We start from the raw sequence: 18,283 nt of genomic DNA on the forward strand, positions 1-18,283 counted from the left end.
CGCGCAGCGGACCGGCGGAGCCGGATCCGCGCACGCCACTTGAAAGGGGCGACCCTGCGGGCGCCCCCGAATACTAGGTCAGTGAAGTGTCAACTTCGCGGCGTTCGAGGGCCAGGAATTCGGCGGATTGCATTTCGTTCAGGCGCGACACGGTGCGCGGAAACTCGTGGGCCAACGGGCCTTCGTTGTAGAGCTGCTCGGCCGGCACTTCGGCTGACATGATCAGCTTGACGCGGCGGTCGTAAAGCACGTCGACCAGCCAGGTGAAGCGGCGCGCCTCCGAGGCCAGGCGCGGCGGCATTTGGGGCACGTCGGACAGCAGCACGGTGTGAAACTGCGTGGCCAGCTCGAGGTAGTCGTTCTGCGAACGAGGCCCGCCGCACAGGGTGGCGAAATCGAACCACACCACGCCGCCGGCACGGCGGCGGGCGCGGATCTCACGCTGCTCGATGTGCAGCAGCGGTGATTCGTCGCGCGCTTCGGCCAACTCGTTGAAGGCCTGCTCCATCGCCGCGTCGGCGTCGGGGCCCAGCGGTGTGTGGTACAGCTTCACATGCTCCAGCGTGCGGCGGCGGTAGTCGGTGCCGGCGTCGACGTTGATGACCTCGAGCTTGGCTTTCAGCAGCGCAATGGCAGGCAGGATGCGGTCGCGGTGCAGACCGTTCGGGTACAGCGCATCGGGGTGGAAGTTCGAGGTCGTCACGATGCTGACGCGGTGCTCGAACATCGACTCCAGCAGCCGGTGCAGGATCATCGCGTCGGTCACGTCGGCGACGTGAAACTCGTCGAAGCAGATCAGGCGGTGCCGCCGCGCGATGCGCTCACCAAGCACGTTCAGCGGGTTCTGGATGCCCTTCAGGTCTTGCAGCTCGCGGTGCACCTCGCGCATGAACTCGTGAAAGTGCAGGCGCGTCTTGCGCGTGAGTGGCACGGACTGGAAGAAGCAGTCCATCAGGAAGCTCTTGCCGCGCCCCACCCCACCGTACATGTAGACGCCACGCGGGATCGGCGGCCGCACGATCCAGTCGCCCAGGCGGCGCAGCACCGGCTCGCTCTCGCCGGCCGGGATGTCAGCGGGCGACGATGGCGTCGGCCGCAGCAGCTGAGTGACCGCGTTCGAGCGCCGCGCCTTGTAGTCGGCCCATTCGTTCTCGCAACGCTCCAGCGCGGCGATCGCACGCAGCTGCGCCTCGTCGGCCTTGTAGCCGCGCTCGGCGAGGATGGCTTGGTAAAGCTGGCGGACAGCCATGTGAACCGCAGACGTTGGGCGTGCGACCTTTGCTCGCCTCCGGCACTACCCCGTCAAGGGATTTGCACGGATCTGGCGCTGCCAGTCCGATGCAAAAGCCCCCTCGGGGGGCAGTGGCCGGAGGGGGCGTTGGGGGCTCAGAAGTTCAGCGTGCGCTTGTCGACGGCCAGCGCGGCTTCCTTCGTCGCCTCAGACAGCGACGGGTGCGCGTGGCAGATGCGGGCGATGTCTTCCGACGAGGCCTTGAACTCCATCGCCACCACCGCTTCGGAGATCAACTCCGACGCGAACGGCCCGATGATGTGCACGCCGAGGATCTCGTCGGTCTTCGCATCCGCGATCATCTTGACGAAACCGGTGGTGTCGCCCAGCGCGCGTGCCCGGCCGTTGGCCAGGAACGGGAACTGGCCCGTCTTGTAGGCGCGGCCTTCGGCCTTGAGCTGCTGTTCGGTCTGGCCGACCCAGGCGATCTCGGGGCTGGTGTAGATGACCCACGGGATGGTGTTGAAGTTGACGTGCCCATGCTGGCCTGCAATGCGCTCGGCCACCGCCACGCCCTCTTCTTCGGCCTTGTGCGCGAGCATCGGGCCCCGCACCACATCGCCCACCGCCCACACGCCCGGCAGGTTGGTCTTGCACTCGGCATCGACCACGATCATGCCGCGCTCGTCCAGCTTCAGGCCCACCGCTTCGCCATTCAGGCCGATGGTGTTGGCCACACGGCCGATCGAGACGATCAGGCGATCGCAGGCCAGCGTCTGCTCGGCACCCTTGGCGTCGGTGTACTTCACCGTGACGCCGTCCTTGGCCTTCTCGACACCGCTGATCTTCACGCCCAGCTCGATCTTCAGGCCCTGCTTCTTGAAGACCTTGGCGGCTTCCTTGGCCACGGCTTCGTCGGCCGCGCCCAGGAAGGCCGGCAAGGCCTCGAGAATGGTCACCTCAGCACCCAGGCGGCGCCAGACCGAGCCCATCTCCAGGCCGATGACGCCCGAGCCGACCACGCCGAGCTTCTTCGGCACGCTGGGGATGCGCAGCGCCCCGTCGTTCGACAGGATCAGGTCTTCGTCGAACTCGGCGCCCGGCAGCTGGCGCGGGTTGGAGCCGGTGGCCAGGATGACCTGCTTGGCGAACAGCGTTTCTTCTGCCGCGCCGGCGACCTTGATCTCGTAGCCGCCGTCCTTGGCTGCCACAAACGAACCGCGGCCGTGGAAGAAGCTGACCTTGTTCTTCTTGAAAAGGTAGAGGATGCCGTCGTTGTTCTGCTTCACGACGGCGTCCTTGCGGCCCACCATCTTCGCCACGTCGATCTTCAGGTCCGACAGGCTGATGCCGTGGTCGCCGAAGTGGTGGCCGGCATGCTCGAAATGCTCGCTGGACTGCAGCAACGCCTTCGACGGGATGCAGCCCACATTCGTGCAGGTGCCGCCCGGCGCGGGCCCACCGGCCGCGTTCTTCCACTCGTCGATGCAAGCGGTATTGAAGCCCAGCTGCGCGGCGCGGATGGCGGCGATGTAGCCACCCGGGCCACCGCCGATGACGATGACGTCGAATTGTTTGGACACTTGATCTCTCCAGTCTCGACCCGCGAACCGCCAGCCGAATCAATAGGGTGGCTGAACGTGCGCAGGAACCGTAGCGAGCGGCCCGAGGTAGCGTCGAGTAGCGCAGCCGTACTCCCGTACGGCGAGCAACACAGGCGCTAGATCGGGTCGCGCAGCAGGTTCATGCGTGCGTTCAGATGTCGAACAGCAGGCGGGCCGGGTCTTCCAGCGCTTCCTTCATCGCCACCAAGCCCAGCACGGCTTCGCGGCCGTCGATGATGCGGTGGTCGTAGCTCATCGCCAGGTAGTTCATCGGGCGAACGACGACCTGGCCGTTCTCGACCACCGCGCGGTCCTTGGTGGCGTGCACGCCCAGGATGGCCGATTGCGGCGGGTTGATGATGGGCGTGGACAGCATCGAGCCGAAGGTGCCGCCGTTGCTGATGGAGAACGTGCCGCCGGTCAGCTCTTCGATGCCCAGCTTGCCGTCCTTGGCCTTCTGGCCGAACTCGGCGATCTTCTTCTCGATCTCGGCAAACGTCATCTGGTCGGCGTTGCGGATGATGGGCACCACCAGGCCGCGCGGCGAGCCGACGGCGATGCCGATGTCGAAGTAGCCGTGGTAGACGATGTCGTTGCCGTCGACCGAGGCGTTCAGCACCGGGTACTTCTTCAGCGCATGCACCGCCGCCTTGACGAAGAAGCTCATGAAGCCGAGCTTGACGCCGTGCTCCTTCTCGAACTTCTCCTGGAACTTCTTGCGCATCTCCATCACCGGGGCCATGTTGACCTCGTTGAAGGTGGTCAGGATGGCGTTGGTCGACTGCGATTGCACCAGGCGCTCGGCGATGCGCGCGCGCAGGCGCGACATGGCCACGCGCTGCTCGGGGCGGTCGCCCAGGTTGGGGCCGACCGGTGCGGCCACGGCGGGCAGCGCCGCCTTGGCTGCGGCCGGTGCGGGCGACGGGGCCGGCGGCGGCGGGGCCACCGTCTTCGCGGCGCCACCGCCAGCGATCGTGCCGAGCACGTCGCCCTTGGTCACGCGGCCATCCTTGCCGGTGCCGGCCACCGAGCCGGCGGCCAGGTTGTTGTCGGCCATCAGCTTGGCTGCGGCAGGCATCGCCACGTCGGACTTGCTGCCGCCGGCGGCCTGCGCCGGGGCTGCCGCGGGCGGCGGCGGCGCAACGGTGGCCGCCGCTGCGGGAGCGCTGGCCGCGCCCGCCTTGCCTTCGGTGTCGATCTTGGCGATGACCTGATCGCTGACCACGGTGCCGCCATCGGCGACCACATGCTCGGCCAGCACGCCATCGGCCGGCGCCGGCACTTCGAGCACGACCTTGTCGGTTTCGATCTCGATCAGGATCTCATCCATCGCCACGGCCTCGCCGGGCTTCTTCTTCCACTGCAGCAACGTGGCTTCGGCCACCGATTCGGAGAGCTGCGGAACCTTGACTTCTACGATTGCCATGTTCAAACCATTTGATGTGCTGTAACCGAGCCCAGCAGACGCCGCGGATCCGGCTCTGCCGGTCCGCCAGCGGCGCCCCTCGAAGGGAGGCGCCGCAGGCGCTTCGGGGTGGTCTTATTTAGAGAGGACGAAGCCCTTGAGCTTGCCGAAGGCCTGGTCCAGCAGAGCCTTCTGCTGGTCCTGGTGCAGGTGGGCATAACCCACCGCCGGCGAGGCCGAGGCCGGGCGGCCGGCGTAGCCGAGCTTCTGGCCGTCGAGCATGTTCTCGTGGATGTAGTGCTGCACGAAGAACCAGGCGCCCTGGTTCTGCGGCTCGTCCTGGCACCACACGATCTCGGTCGCACTCGCGTACTTCTTGATCTCGGCGGCAAACGCCTTGTGCGGGAACGGGTAGAGCTGCTCGACGCGGATGATCGCGACGTCGCCCGACTTCTTCTCTTCGCGCTTCTTGACCAGGTCGTAGTAGACCTTGCCCGAGCAGGCGATCACGCGCTTGACCTTCGAAGCGTCGATGTCGGCGCTCTGTTCGCCGATCACCGTCTTGAATTCGCCCTTGGTGAACTCGACCAGCGGCGAGGTCGCGTCCTTGTTCCGCAGCAGCGACTTCGGGGTCATGATGACCAGCGGCTTGCGGAACATGCGCACCATCTGCCGGCGCAGCAGGTGGAAGATCTGGCTCGCCGACGTCGGCTGCACGACCTGCATGTTGTTGTCCGCGGCGAGCTGCATGAAGCGCTCCAGGCGCGCCGAGCTGTGCTCGGGGCCCTGGCCTTCGTAGCCGTGCGGCAGCATCATCGTCAGGCCGTTGACACGGCCCCACTTCACTTCGCCCGACGCGATGAACTGGTCGATCACGACCTGTGCACCGTTGACGAAGTCGCCGAACTGGGCTTCCCAGATCACCAGCGTGTTGGGGTCGGCCGAGGCGTAGCCGTACTCGAAGCCGAGCACCGCTTCTTCGGACAGGATCGAGTCGATCACGACGTACGGGGCCTGGTTCTCGGCCACGTGCTCCAACGGCGTGTAGATGCCCTCGTCGAACTTCTCGCGGTTCTGGTCGTGCAGCACGGCATGGCGGTGCGTGAACGTGCCACGGCCGCAGTCTTCGCCCGACAGGCGCACCGGGTAACCCGACGCCACCAGCGACGCGTAGGCCAGGTGCTCACCCATGCCCCAGTCGACGTTGATCTCGCCCCGGCCCATGGCCGCGCGGTCGGCGATCACCTTCTCGACCAGCGGGTGGACCTTGAAGTTGGCCGGGATCGTGGTGATGCGCTCGGCCAGGCGCTTGACCTCGGCCAGCGGCAGCGCGGTGTCGGCGGCGTCCGTCCACTTCTTGCCAAGGAACGGCTGCCAGTCGACCGCATACTTGCTCTTGAAGTTGGTCAGCACCGGGTCGTAGTGGTGCTTGCCCGCGTCCATCGCCGCGCGGAAGGTCTTGACCATCTCTTCCGGCCCACCTTGCGGCAGCACGCCCTGGGCGACCAGCTTGTCGCCATAGAGCTTGCGCGTGCCGGGGTGCTGCGCGATCTTCTTGTACATCAGCGGCTGCGTCAGCGCCGGGGTGTCCTGCTCGTTGTGGCCGAGCTTGCGGAAGCAGATGATGTCGACGACGACATCCTTGTTGAACTCCTGGCGGTAGTCGAGCGCGAGCTGGGTGCACCAGACGACCGCATCGGGGTCGTCGCCGTTCACGTGCAGCACCGGCGCTTCGATCATCTTGACGACGTCGGAGCAGTACAGCGTCGAGCGGCTGTCGCGCGGGTCGCTGGTGGTGAAGCCGATCTGGTTGTTGATGACGATGTGCAGCGTGCCGCCGGTGTAGTAACCGCGGGTCTGCGCCAGCGCCAGCGTCTCCATCACCACACCCTGGCCGGCAAAGGCCGCGTCGCCGTGCACCAGCACGGGCAGCACCTGGTCGCCTTCCTTGTCGCCGCGGCGGTCCATGCGGGCCTTGACCGAGCCCTCGACCACCGGGTTGACGATCTCCAGGTGCGAGGGGTTGAAGGCCAGGCTCAGGTGGACCGGGCCGCCAGCGGTGGAGATGTCGCTCGAGAAGCCCTGGTGGTACTTCACGTCGCCCGAGGGCAGCTCTTCGGGCGCGGTGTGGTCGAACTCGCTGAACAGGTCCTTCGGCGCCTTGCCCAGGGTGTTGACGAGCACGTTCAGGCGGCCGCGGTGGGCCATGCCGATGACGATCTCCTGCACGCCCTTCTCGCCGGCACGCTGGACCACTTCGTCCATCGAGGCGATGAAGCTCTCGCCGCCTTCGAGCGAGAAGCGCTTCTGGCCGACGTACTTGGTGTGCAGGTAGCGCTCCAGGCCTTCGGCGGCGGTCAGCCGGTCGAGGATGTGCTTGCGCTTCTCGCCGGTGAAGGTGGGCTTGCTGCGCGCGCTCTCGAGGCGCTCCTGCCACCAACGCTTTTCGGTCGGGTCGGTGCAGTGCATGAACTCGGCGCCGATCGAGCCGCAGTAGGTTTCACGCAGGGCCTGCATGATCTCGCGCAGCGTCATGTTCTCGGCGCGCGAGAAATAGGTGTTGGCAGCGCTGAACGAGATGTCCATGTCGGACTCGCTCAGGTCGTAGAACGCCGGCTCCAGCTCGGGGATCTTCGGACGCTCGGTGCGCTTGAGCGGATCCAGGTCGGCCCAGCGCGAGCCGAGGAACCGATAGGCCGCGATCAGCGACTGGACGTGGACCTGCTTGCGGGCCACCGCCAGGTCGGCCGAGCTGGCCTTGACGGCGAACGCATTCGACTTCGCGCGCTGCGCAAAGGATTCGATCACCGGGGCATGCGCCACGTCGCGGCTGTCGGAGCCATCGACCGCGGGCACGTTTTGCAGCGCGTCGAAATACGCGCGCCAGTTGTCGGGAACAGCACCCGGGTTGTCGAGGTAGGCTTCGTACATCTCCTCGACGTACGGCGCATTACCCCCGAACAGGTACGAATTCGACCTGTATTGCTGCATCATCTTTCGCTCACCTTTCGCCCTGGTTTCCAGAGCTCCGATGGGTTGATCAACCTTCCGCGGCCCGGCTCTACCGGTTGGCGGACTAGCGACCCGCCTTGCTGAAATTGACACCAGCAAGGGGACACAGAAGGACCTACATACTCACGGACGGCACTGTAACACCGGTGTACCCAGGTCGTCGTACGTGGAAATGCAATGGGCGATGGCCGTTACTTGCACGACAGCAAGCGTGCGGTCGGCACCACACTGGCGGCGTGAGCCGCCCGTCTTCGCCACCCTCCCGGGTGATCCACCTGCATGTCGACGCCCCGCCGAAACCGGCCGAAGGGGCGCCGTGCAACGGCTGCGGGCTGTGCTGCGCTGCCGAGCCCTGCCCGGTCGGCGTGCTGGTCAGCCGAAAGCGCGTGGGCGCCTGTCACGCGTTGCAATGGAGCGACAGTGATGGCCGCTACGTCTGCGGCCTGGTCAGCGATCCCGCCCGCGTGTTGCGCTGGCTGCCGCCGGCACTGGCCCCGCTGCTGAGCCGGCTGGCCCGGCGCTGGATCGCGTCGGCCACCGGCTGCGATGCCAGCCTGGTGGCCGAAACGGCCTGAACAGGCTCAGGCCGCGACCCGGGCCTGCGCCGCGCGGTACTCGCGCGCCAGCCGGGCGACCAGTTGGCCCGCCGGTTGCACTTGTTTGATCGCGCCAATGCCCTGGCCGCAGCCCCAGATGTCCTTCCAGGCCTTCTTCGCGTCGCCGCCGAAGTTCATCTTCGACGGGTCGCTCTGCGGCAGGTTGTCCGGGTCCAGGCCCGCCGACAGGATGGAGCGCTTCAGGTAGTTGCCGTGCACGCCGGTGAACAGGTTCGAATAGACGATGTCGTCGCTCGAGCCTTCGACGATCGCCTGCTTGTAGCTGTCGATCGCGCGCGCCTCTTCGGTGGCGATGAAGGCCGAGCCGATGTAGGCGAAGTCGGCGCCCATCGCCCGCGCGGCCAGCACGGCGCCGCCAGTGGACATGGCGCCCGACAGTGCCAGCGGGCCGTCGAACCACTCGCGGATCTCCTGGATCAGCGCAAACGGGCTCTTGACACCCGCGTGGCCGCCGGCACCGGCCGCCACCGCGATCAGGCCGTCGGCACCCTTCTCGATCGCCTTCTTGGCGAAGGTGTTGTTGATCACGTCGTGCAGCACCACGCCGCCCCAGCTGTGCACGGCGTCGTTCACATCGGTGCGCGCGCCCAGCGAGGTGATGATGATCGGCACCTTGTACTTGGCACAGACCTGCAGGTCGTGCTCGAGGCGCTCGTTGCTCTTGTGCACGATCTGGTTGATCGCGAAAGGCGCCGCCGGCTTGTCCGGGTTGGCCTGGTTGTAGGCGGCCAAGGTCTCGGTGATTTCGGCCAGCCACTCGTCCAGCTGCTCGGCCGGGCGCGCATTGAGCGCCGGCATCGAGCCGACCACGCCGGCCTTGCACTGCTCGATCACGAGCTTGGGGTTGGAGATGATGAACAGCGGCGCGCCAATGATCGGCAGCGGCAGGTTCGCGAGGATCGCAGGCATGGACATCAGTAGGCCTCCAGAGCCATGTCGGTGATGCTGGCGGCGCCGTCGACGATGCTGTCGCGCAGGCCGGTCGCCTTCGAGAGGATGTGGTCGCCGTAGAAGCGCGCCGTGGCGATCTTGGCCTTCATGAACTCGGCGTCTTCGCCCGCCGCCAGCCTGGCTTCGGCGGCCAGCAGCGCGCGGCCCATCTGCCAGCCGGCCACCAGGTTGCCGGCCAGCATCAGGTAGTTCACGCTGCCGGCGAAGACGGCGTTCGGGTTGGTCTTGGACTGGGCGACGACGAAATCGACCACGTCGAGAAAGGCCTGGCGCGCAGTGCCCAGGCGCTTGGCCATCGCCTTCGCCGCGTCGCCACCTTGCTTCATCAGGGCCTGCTCCGTGCCCTCGACTTGCGCTGCGATCGCCTTGGCCGCGCGGCCACCATCGCGCGAGGTCTTGCGGCCCACCAGGTCATTGGCCTGGATCGCGGTCGTGCCTTCGTAGATCGTCAGGATCTTCGCGTCGCGCAGATGCTGGGCCGCGCCGGTTTCTTCGATGAAGCCCATGCCGCCGTGCACCTGCACGCCCAGCGAGGTCACGTCCAGGCTCATCTCGGTCGAGTAACCCTTGATCAGCGGCACCAGGAACTCGTAGACGGCCTGGTTCTGCTGGCGCGTCGCCGCATCCGGATGGTGGTGCGCGGCATCGAACGCCGCAGCGCCGACCAGCGCCATCGCGCGGCAGCCTTCGGTGTTGGCGCGCATCGTCATCAACATGCGGCGCACGTCGGGGTGGTGGATGATCGGCGCGGCCGTGTTCATCGACCCGTCGACCGGGCGCGACTGCACGCGCTCGCGGGCGTAGGCCACGGCGCGCTGGTAGGCACGATCGGCCACCGCCAGGCCTTGCACACCAACGCCAAAGCGCGCGGCGTTCATCATCACGAACATGTACTCGAGGCCGCGGTTCTCTTCGCCGATCAGGTAGCCGATCGCGCCGCCATGGTCGCCGTACTGCAGCACCGCCGTCGGGCTGGCCTTGATGCCCATCTTGTGCTCGATGCTCACGCAGTGCACATCGTTGCGCGCACCAGGCGTGCCGTCGGCGTTCAGCATGAACTTGGGCACGATGAACAGCGAGATGCCCTTCACGCCCTCCGGCGCACCGACCACGCGGGCCAGCACGAGGTGGACGATGTTCTCGGCCATGTCGTGCTCACCCCAGGTGATGAAGATCTTGGTGCCGAAGATCTTGTAGGTGCCGTCGGGCAGCGGCTCGGCCTTGGTGCGCACCATCGACAGGTCCGACCCGGCCTGCGGCTCGGTCAGGTTCATCGTGCCGGTCCAGGTGCCGTCGATCAGCTTCGGGATGTAGGTCGCCTTCTGCTCGTCGGAACCCGCGGTCAGCAGCGCCTCGATCGCACCGTCGGTCAGCAGCGGGCACAGCGCGAAGCTGAGGTTCGCAGCGTTGACCATTTCCTGGCACGCGGCGTGGATCAGCTTGGGTAGGCCCTGGCCGCCGAAGTCGGTGGGGTGATGCAGGCCCTGCCAGCCACCTTGGCTGAACTGTTGGAAAGCCTCCTTGAAACCCGGGGTCGCGCGGACCTGGCCGTCCTTGAACGACGACGGGTTCACGTCGCCGTCGACGTTCAACGGCGCCACCACGGCCTCATTGAGCTTGGCGCATTCTTCGAGCACGGCCTGGGCCGTGTCGAAACCGGCGTCTTCAAAACCGGGCAGCTGGGCCACGGCGTCGATGCCGGCCAGCTCTTTCATCACGAACAACATGTCCTTGACGGGTGCGCGGTAGGTCACTGCAGTCTCCTGGACAAACCGGTTGGCGGTTTGCGGTGTGGGCTCATGTTGCCTGGGCAACGTGATGCCGGAACCAGATTAAGAAAAAGGGCGCACAACGGCGCCCTTGGAAATGTCGTGGCGCGCGGCGGCAAGCCGCGCGCAGCTCAACTTCAGAGGGCTTTGATCAGCTCGGGCACGGCGGTGAACAGGTCCGCCTCCAGGCCGTAGTCGGCCACGCTGAAGATCGGCGCTTCCGGGTCCTTGTTGATCGCGACGATCACCTTGGAATCCTTCATGCCGGCCAGGTGCTGGATCGCGCCCGAGATGCCGGCGGCGATGTACAGCTGCGGCGCGACGATCTTGCCGGTCTGGCCGACCTGCCAGTCGTTCGGCGCATAGCCCGCATCAACCGCAGCGCGGCTGGCGCCCAGCGCGGCGCCCAGCTTGTCGGCCAGCGGCGTCAGCACTTCATTGAACTTGTCCGACGAACCCAGCGCGCGGCCACCAGAGACGATGATCTTCGCGGCGGTCAACTCGGGCCGATCGCTCTTGGTGACCTCGCGGCCCACGAAGCTCGACTTGCCGTTGCCGGCCACGGCCGCCACCGATTCAACAGCAGCCGAGCCACCGCCCGCCGCGGCGTCGAAGCCGGTCGTGCGCACGGTGATGATCTTGACCTTGTCGGCGCTCTGCACGGTGGCGATCGCGTTGCCGGCGTAGATCGGGCGCTCGAAGGTGTCGGCGCTGATGACCTTGGTGACGTCGCTGATCTGCGCCACGTCGAGCTTGGCCGCGACGCGCGGGGCCACGTTCTTGCCGTGGGCGGTGGCGGGGAACAGGATGTGGCTGTAGTTGCCTGCACCATCTCCCGCAAGTGCCAGCACCTGCGCAGCCACGTCTTCGGCCAGTTGCTCGGCCAGCTTGGCATCGTCGGCGTGCAGCACCTTGGCGACACCGGCGATCTGCGCGGCGGCCTGGGCGGCGCCCGAGGCATTCGAGCCGGCGATCAGCACGTGCACGTCACCACCGCATTGCGAGGCGGCGGTCACGGTGTTCAGCGTGGCGCCCTTCAGGGTGCCGTGTTCATGTTCAGCAATGACGAGGACAGCCATCTCAGATCACCTTCGCTTCGTTCTTCAGCTTGGCCACCAGCGTGGCGACGTCCGGCACCTTCACGCCAGCGCCGCGCTTGGGCGGCTCGGCGACCTTCAGCGTCTTCAGGCGCGGCGCCACGTCCACGCCCAGGTCGGCGGGCTTCACCACTTCGAGCGGCTTCTTTTTCGCCTTCATGATGTTGGGCAGCGTCACGTAGCGCGGCTCGTTCAGGCGCAGGTCGGTGGTCACGACGGCCGGCGTGCTGAGCTTGAGCGTCTCGAGGCCACCGTCGACTTCACGCGTGACGTTCACGCTGCCATCGGCGATCTCGACCTTCGAGGCGAAGGTGGCCTGCGGCAGGTCGGCCAGCGCGGCCAGCATCTGGCCAGTCTGGTTGCAGTCGTCGTCGATCGCCTGCTTGCCCAGGATCACCAGGCCCGGCTGCTCCTTGTCGACCAGGGCCTTCAGCAGCTTGGCCACGGCCAATGGCTGCAGTTCTGCGTCGGTCTCGACCAGGATCGCGCGGTCGGCACCGATGGCCATCGCGGTGCGCAGGGTTTCCTGGCACTGCGTGACACCGCAAGAGACGGCGATCACCTCGGTGACAGCGCCCTTCTCTTTCAAGCGGACGGCCTCTTCGACGGCAATTTCGTCGAAGGGGTTCATGCTCATCTTGACGTTGGCGATGTCCACCCCCGTGCCGTCGGACTTCACGCGAACCTTCACGTTGTAGTCGACGACGCGCTTGACGGCTACCAATACCTTCATGTCGCGTTGCTCCTGTCGGACCCGAATGGTCTGAATTGACGTTTACGTTAACTGCGGGATTCTAGTGGTTGCACCAATGCCGGACGGGGTAAAACCGGCACGATGCTCGACGCCATGCGCGTGTGGCGCAGGCCGAAGCATAAATCGAACGATCGTGCTATTTTAGGTGCGCAGCCCCAGAAATGCCAGCCGGCCGAGCGACAGTTGGCGCTCTTTGACCGGGCAGGCGCCCGCCGATGCGCCACCCGGGCAGCCGGGTAGACTGCCGCCGCCATGACACCGCTTGCCGATCAACCCGCCCCCCAAGACACCACCGCGGCGCCGCCTGCGGCTGCGTCGCTGATCGGCGTTTTCGATTCCGGCGTGGGTGGCCTGTCCGTGCTGCGCGCCTTGCATCGGCAACTGCCGCATGCGCCCTTGCTCTACGTCGCAGACGCCGGCCATGCGCCCTATGGCGATCGAGATGCGGCTCACGTGCGCGAACGCTCGGAGCGCGTGGTCGATCATCTGGTCGACCAGGGCGCGCGCCTGATCGTCATCGCCTGCAACACAGCCACTGCCCGGGCTGTAGACGCGTTGCGAGCGCACCACCCGGGCGTGGCTTTCGTCGGCGTGGAGCCTGGCGTCAAGCCGGCCGCACGGGCCAGCGCCCGACACGCCATCGCCGTCATGGCAACGCCATCCACCCTGGCCAGTGCGCGATATGCCGACCTGGTCGCGCGCCACGCACCGGATTGCCGCGTTCACCCGGTCCCTTGCAGCGGTCTGGCGGCAGCCATCGAGCGCGGCGAGGCCGGATCAGCCGAAGTCGATCGCCTGCTGGACCTGTACTGCGCGCCGCTGGCCGCGATGGACATCGACACCGTGGTGCTGGGCTGCACGCACTACCCTTTCGTGGCCGAGCGCATCGCGGCCCGCCTGCCGCCGGGTATCCAACTGCTGGACACCGCCGACGCGGTGGCGCGGCGCGCAGTCGATCTGCTGGCACCCCAAGCCGCTGACGGCGATGCCGGCAGCATCGTGCTGCAAACCACGGGTGAGCCGGAGTTGCTGGCCCGCATGGCACTCATCGGCCTGGGCCAGGCGCTGCCGGTACAACGCATTCAGATCTGAGAGCACCGCATCGGCCGACCGCAGCTTGCGCCGCCGATTTGAAGGCTCTTTCAATGCCAGCCACATAACGAGCAAGCCGGACGCACCGGTGTCGAAGGACAGCAGGCCCTCTTCGCTTCACAGCGCGCCCGCGTAGATGGTGCCCGGAACCGGGTTCGAACCGGTATGCCCCGATGAAAGGGCGGCGGATTTTAAGTCCGCTGCGTCTGCCTGTTTCGCCATCCGGGCGGGTCGCGCGAATTATCGGCCAGAGACAAACCGGCGGGCGCCGGCTTGCAATGAAGGCTCACGTTGTTCGGCGACGTGACGCCGAAACTAAAAAGGGAAGCTGCGTGGCAGCTTCCCTTCATCGTGTTTGGAGCGGGAAACGAGGCTCGAACTCGCGACCTCAACCTTGGCAAGGTTGCGCTCTACCAACTGAGCTATTCCCGCATGGTGCCATCAGGCCTGGAGGCGCGGCCCGGAGTCGAACCGGGCTAGACGGATTTGCAATCCGTTGCATAACCGCTTTGCTACCGCGCCGCACTCAACCGATGCCGTGCCCTTCAATCGCCATGCCCAGCGTGCCTGATAAAAAAGGGAAGCTGTTGGGCTTCCCTTTCACGACATTCTGGAGCGGGAAACGAGGCTCGAACTCGCGACCTCAACCTTGGCAAGGTTGCGCTCTACCAACTGAGCTATTCCCGCATGGCTCCTGACGGAACACTTTTCCCTGCTGGCGCGCTTGGTGTCGCTCGCTGTGAATCGCTGTCTTTCAACTGCGTTCCCAGCGCAACAGGGAAGCAAGCATTATAGGAGGATTTTTAGGCTTCCCGCAAGTCACTGTGCAGTTTTTGCAAAGCGACTTGCGGGCGTGCCGCAACACACTTCAATGAGGCAATGTGTCGGACGCAGCCACCGGCGCGCCGGTGCCCTTCTCTTGCTTGGCTGCAGACGCTTCAGTCGACGCGGGTTCGTCGTCGGGCAGCGGTGCCGGCATCGATTCGAGCGCCACTTCGAGCACCTTGTCGATCCAGCGCACCGGCACGATTTCGAGGTGGCTCTTCACGTTGTCCGGGATGTCCTGCAGGTCCTTCACATTCTCTTCAGGGATCATTACCAGCTTGATGCCACCACGGTGCGCGGCCAGCAGCTTTTCCTTCAAGCCGCCGATGGCCGTGACCTCGCCGCGCAGCGTGATCTCACCCGTCATCGCCACATGCGCCTTGACCGGAATGCCTGTCAGTGCAGAGACGAAGGCAGTGGTCATTGCCGCGCCAGCGCTCGGGCCGTCCTTCGGCGTGGCGCCATCGGGCACGTGCACGTGCACGTCACGCTTCTCGAACAGTTCGTCCTTGATGCCCAGGCGGCGGGCGCGGCTGCGCACCACCGTGCGTGCGGCCTCGACCGATTCCTTCATCACGTCGCCCAGCGAGCCGGTGCGGATGATGTTGCCCTTGCCCGGCATCGCGGTGGCTTCGATGGTCAGCAGATCGCCACCCACTTCCGTCCACGCCAAGCCGACGACCTGGCCGACCTGGTTGGTCTTCTCGGCGCGACCGAAGTCGTACTTGCGAACACCCAGGAACTCGTTCAGGTTCTCGTCGGTGACGACGACCTTGCCCTCGTAGGTCTTGAGCTGGATGCCCTTGACCACCTTGCGGCAGATCTTCGAGATCTCGCGCTCGAGCGAACGCACACCGGCTTCGCGGGTGTAGTAGCGAATGATCCCGCGGATGGCCGCCTCGGTCACTTCCATCTCGTTGTCCAGCACGCCGTTGTTCTTGGCTTGCTTGGGCAACAGGTAGCGCTGCGCGATGTTGAGCTTCTCGTCCTCGGTGTAGCCCGACAGGCGGATCACTTCCATCCGGTCCAGCAGGGCCGGCGGGATGTTCATCGAGTTCGAGGTCGCCACGAACATCACATCGCTCAGGTCGAAGTCGACCTCGATGTAGTGGTCGCTGAAGGTGTGGTTCTGCTCAGGGTCGAGCACTTCGAGCAGCGCCGATGACGGATCGCCGCGGAAGTCCATGCCCAGCTTGTCGATCTCGTCGAGCAGGAACAGCGGGTTGCGCGTGCCGACCTTCGACAGGCTCTGCAGCACTTTGCCCGGCATCGAGCCGATGTAGGTGCGGCGGTGACCGCGAATCTCGGCTTCGTCACGCACGCCGCCCAGAGCCATGCGGACGAACTTGCGCCCGGTGGCACGCGCGACCGACTGGCCGAGCGAGGTCTTGCCCACGCCCGGGGGGCCGACCAGGCACAGGATCGGCGCCTTGACCTTGTCGACACGCTGCTGCACCGCGAGGTATTCGAGGATGCGGTCCTTGACCTTGTCCAGGCCGTAGTGGTCTTCGTTCAGCACCACCTCGGCGTTGCCCAGGTCGTGCTTGATCTTGGTCTTCTTCGACCAAGGCAGGTTGATCAGCGTGTCCAGGTAGTTGCGCACCACCGTGGCTTCGGCCGACATCGGCGACATCAGCTTGAGCTTCTTCAGCTCGGCATCGGCCTTCTTGCGCGCTTCCTTCGGCATGCGCGCAGCCTTGATCTTCTTCTCCAGGTCTTCCAGGTCGGCGCCTTCTTCGCCGTCGCCCAGCTCCTTCTGGATCGCCTTGACCTGCTCGTTCAGGTAGTACTCGCGCTGGCTCTTCTCCATCTGGCGCTTGACGCGTCCACGGATGCGCTTTTCGACCTGCAGGATGTCGACTTCGTGCTCGAGCTGCTCCAGCAGCTTTTCCAGCCGCTTGGCCACGTCGAACAGGTCGAGCACCGACTGCTTGGCTTCGAGCTTGAGCGGCAGGTGCGCGGCGATCGTGTCGGCCAGGCGGCCCGGATCGTCGATGCCGGCGATCGAAGTCAGGATCTCCGGCGGGATCTTCTTGTTCAGCTTGACGTACTGGTCGAACTGCTGCGTCACGGCGCGGCGCAGCGCCTCGACCTCGGGCGAGGCTTCGCCGCCCGGCTCAATCGGCATCACTTCAGAGACGAAGTGCTCGCCGTTGTCGTTGATGCTCAGCGTGGACGCACGCTGCACGCCCTCGACCAGCACCTTCACGGTGCCGTCGGGCAGCTTCAGCATCTGCAGGATGCTGGAGACGCAGCCGACTTCGAACATGTCGTCCGCGCGTGGCTCGTCCTTGCCAGCGGCCTTTTGCGCCACCAGCATGATCTGCCGGCCGGCTTCCATCGCGGCTTCGAGGGCCTTGATCGACTTGGGCCGGCCGACGAACAGCGGAATCACCATGTGGGGGAAAACCACCACGTCGCGCAGCGGCAGCAGCGGCAGCGTGATCGGTTCGGCGGGGAGAATCGGGTGTCCTGACATGGGAGATGCCTCACTTTCTCGTGCCCACATGGGGCCCGAGCGGTGGATTGCAAGAAGCCGGGTGACTACTGGAAGCTCGGCTCATCAGGTTAGCCGGCTCGTGGAACATGAAAACCCGGAAAAGCGGGTCAGGCGCTCGCCTTGGCCTGTTCCCGATAGACCAGCAGGGGCTTGCCGCCCTCGTCGATGATGTGCTCGTCGACCACCACCTTGGCCACGCCGTCGAGCGTGGGCAGGTCGAACATGGTGTCGATCAACGATTGCTCCATGATCGAGCGCAGGCCGCGGGCACCGGTCTTGCGGGCCAGGGCCTTGCGAGCGATCGCCACCAGGGCCGACGGGCGGATCTCCAGCTCGACGCCGTCCATCGAGAACAGCTTCTGGTACTGCTTGACCAGCGCGTTCTTCGGCTCGACCAGGATCTGCACCAGCGCCTCTTCGGTCAGCTCGCCCAGCGTGGCCACCACCGGCAGGCGGCCGACCAGTTCGGGGATCAGGCCGAAGCGCACCAGATCCTCCGGCTCGGCGTTGCGGAACACCTCTGACACGCGCTTTTCGGACTTGCTGTGCACCGTGGCACCGAAGCCGATGCCGGACTTCTCGGTGCGGTTCTGGATGACTTTTTCGAGCCCGTCGAACGCACCGCCGCAGATGAACAGGATGTTGGTCGTGTCGATCTGCAGGAAGTCCTGGTTCGGGTGCTTGCGCCCGCCCTGCGGGGGCACCGAGGCCATCGTGCCTTCGACCAGCTTCAGCAGCGCTTGCTGCACGCCCTCGCCCGACACGTCGCGGGTGATGCTGGGGTTGTCGGCCTTGCGCGAGATCTTGTCGATCTCGTCGATGTAGACGATGCCGCGCTGCGCCCGTTCGACGTCGTAGTTGCAGTTCTGCAGCAGCTTCTGGATGATGTTCTCGACGTCTTCGCCCACATAACCGGCTTCGGTCAGCGTGGTGGCGTCGGCGATCACGAACGGCACATTGAGCAAGCGGGCCAGCGTCTGCGCCAGCAGCGTCTTGCCGGACCCGGTGGGGCCGATGAGCAGGATGTTGCTCTTGGCCAGCTCCACCTCGTCCTTGCTGGCACCCAGGTGCTTCAGCCGCTTGTAGTGGTTGTAGACGGCCACCGCCAGCGTGCGCTTGGCCGGGTCCTGGCCGATCACGTACTGGTCGAGGCTGGCCTTGATCTCGCTGGGCACCGGCAGGTCGGACTTGGCCGCCTTGGCGGTGGCGCCTTCGGCCGGCACTTCATCACGGATGATGTCGTTGCACAGCTCGATGCACTCGTCGCAAATGAACACGGACGGCCCGGCGATGAGCTTCTTCACCTCGTGCTGGCTCTTCCCGCAGAAAGAGCAGTAGAGGACTTTTTCGCCAGAGGCGCCTTTCTTGTCGGGCATGGGAGTGCGGGTTAGGGCCTGGGAAGCCTGGGTCAATGATAGAGCAAGCG

The 18,283-nt window shown here is 65.8% G+C and carries 12 protein-coding genes and 4 tRNA genes; 2 read left to right on the forward strand and 14 right to left on the reverse strand.

The features are described 5' to 3' along the window. Nucleotides 1–73: 73 nt before the first annotated feature. The 4 genes from zapE to ACE3SG_RS09020 form a co-directional block, all read right to left on the reverse strand. Nucleotides 74–1,249: a cell division protein ZapE gene (gene zapE / locus ACE3SG_RS09005; protein ID WP_374564277.1), complete on the reverse strand. Its 1,176-nt coding sequence runs from the start codon at nucleotides 1,247–1,249 to the stop codon at nucleotides 74–76. Between the two features lie 137 nt (nucleotides 1,250–1,386). Continuing rightward, nucleotides 1,387–2,814 (reverse strand): dihydrolipoyl dehydrogenase, encoded by a 1,428-nt coding sequence (gene lpdA, locus ACE3SG_RS09010; protein WP_374564279.1) that lies wholly within the window; start codon nucleotides 2,812–2,814, stop codon nucleotides 1,387–1,389. A 172-nt stretch (nucleotides 2,815–2,986) separates the two neighbouring features. Continuing rightward, entirely contained in the window at nucleotides 2,987–4,261 is a 1,275-nt protein-coding gene (odhB, locus tag ACE3SG_RS09015; RefSeq protein WP_374564281.1) for a 2-oxoglutarate dehydrogenase complex dihydrolipoyllysine-residue succinyltransferase, read from the reverse strand. 114 nt (nucleotides 4,262–4,375) lie between these two features. Next, nucleotides 4,376–7,234 (reverse strand): 2-oxoglutarate dehydrogenase E1 component, encoded by a 2,859-nt coding sequence (locus tag ACE3SG_RS09020; RefSeq protein ID WP_374564283.1) that lies wholly within the window; start codon nucleotides 7,232–7,234, stop codon nucleotides 4,376–4,378. A 254-nt stretch (nucleotides 7,235–7,488) separates the two neighbouring features. Here ACE3SG_RS09020 and ACE3SG_RS09025 point away from each other — a divergent pair, with 254 nt between their 5' ends. Next, nucleotides 7,489–7,827: a hypothetical protein gene (locus ACE3SG_RS09025; RefSeq protein ID WP_374564285.1), complete on the forward strand. Its 339-nt coding sequence runs from the start codon at nucleotides 7,489–7,491 to the stop codon at nucleotides 7,825–7,827. A 6-nt stretch (nucleotides 7,828–7,833) separates the two neighbouring features. On the opposite strand, the gene ACE3SG_RS09030 is transcribed toward ACE3SG_RS09025, so the two are convergent. The 4 genes from ACE3SG_RS09030 to ACE3SG_RS09045 form a co-directional block, all read right to left on the reverse strand. Then, nucleotides 7,834–8,784 (reverse strand): NAD(P)H-dependent flavin oxidoreductase, encoded by a 951-nt coding sequence (locus ACE3SG_RS09030; RefSeq protein WP_374564287.1) that lies wholly within the window; start codon nucleotides 8,782–8,784, stop codon nucleotides 7,834–7,836. Continuing rightward, nucleotides 8,784–10,574: an acyl-CoA dehydrogenase gene (locus ACE3SG_RS09035; protein WP_374564289.1), complete on the reverse strand. Its 1,791-nt coding sequence runs from the start codon at nucleotides 10,572–10,574 to the stop codon at nucleotides 8,784–8,786. The genes ACE3SG_RS09030 and ACE3SG_RS09035 overlap by 1 nt, the downstream gene beginning before the upstream one ends. Before the next feature lie 152 nt (nucleotides 10,575–10,726). Then, a complete protein-coding gene (locus ACE3SG_RS09040) occupies nucleotides 10,727–11,668 on the reverse strand; it encodes an electron transfer flavoprotein subunit alpha/FixB family protein (protein WP_374564291.1) in 942 nt (313 codons plus the stop codon). 1 nt (nucleotide 11,669) lies between these two features. Continuing rightward, nucleotides 11,670–12,419, reverse strand: a complete 750-nt coding sequence (locus ACE3SG_RS09045) for an electron transfer flavoprotein subunit beta/FixA family protein (RefSeq protein ID WP_374564293.1) — start codon at nucleotides 12,417–12,419, stop codon at nucleotides 11,670–11,672. A 273-nt stretch (nucleotides 12,420–12,692) separates the two neighbouring features. On the opposite strand from ACE3SG_RS09045, the gene murI reads away from it, so the two are divergent. Continuing rightward, on the forward strand, nucleotides 12,693–13,532 hold the full coding sequence (gene murI, locus ACE3SG_RS09050; protein ID WP_374564295.1) for a glutamate racemase: 840 nt from the start codon (nucleotides 12,693–12,695) through the stop codon (nucleotides 13,530–13,532). A gap of 137 nt (nucleotides 13,533–13,669) precedes the next feature. On the opposite strand, the gene ACE3SG_RS09055 is transcribed toward murI, so the two are convergent. The 6 genes from ACE3SG_RS09055 to clpX form a co-directional block, all read right to left on the reverse strand. Continuing rightward, nucleotides 13,670–13,760 (reverse strand) — tRNA-Leu (locus tag ACE3SG_RS09055). Between the two features lie 128 nt (nucleotides 13,761–13,888). After that, nucleotides 13,889–13,964: transfer RNA gene (locus tag ACE3SG_RS09060), tRNA-Gly, on the reverse strand. Between the two features lie 16 nt (nucleotides 13,965–13,980). After that, nucleotides 13,981–14,054 (reverse strand) — tRNA-Cys (locus tag ACE3SG_RS09065). Between the two features lie 89 nt (nucleotides 14,055–14,143). Beyond that, nucleotides 14,144–14,219 (reverse strand) — tRNA-Gly (locus ACE3SG_RS09070). Nucleotides 14,220–14,400: 181 nt separating this feature from the next. Further along, nucleotides 14,401–16,836: an endopeptidase La gene (gene lon / locus ACE3SG_RS09075; RefSeq protein WP_374564297.1), complete on the reverse strand. Its 2,436-nt coding sequence runs from the start codon at nucleotides 16,834–16,836 to the stop codon at nucleotides 14,401–14,403. Between the two features lie 128 nt (nucleotides 16,837–16,964). Continuing rightward, nucleotides 16,965–18,233 carry an ATP-dependent Clp protease ATP-binding subunit ClpX gene (clpX, locus tag ACE3SG_RS09080; RefSeq protein ID WP_374564299.1) on the reverse strand — a complete coding sequence of 423 codons (1,269 nt, stop codon included), beginning with the start codon at nucleotides 18,231–18,233 and terminating at the stop codon, nucleotides 16,965–16,967. Nucleotides 18,234–18,283: the final 50 nt, after the last annotated feature.

This window comes from Ideonella sp., assembly GCF_041914305.1.
GTDB lineage: Bacteria > Pseudomonadota > Gammaproteobacteria > Burkholderiales > Burkholderiaceae_C > Ideonella.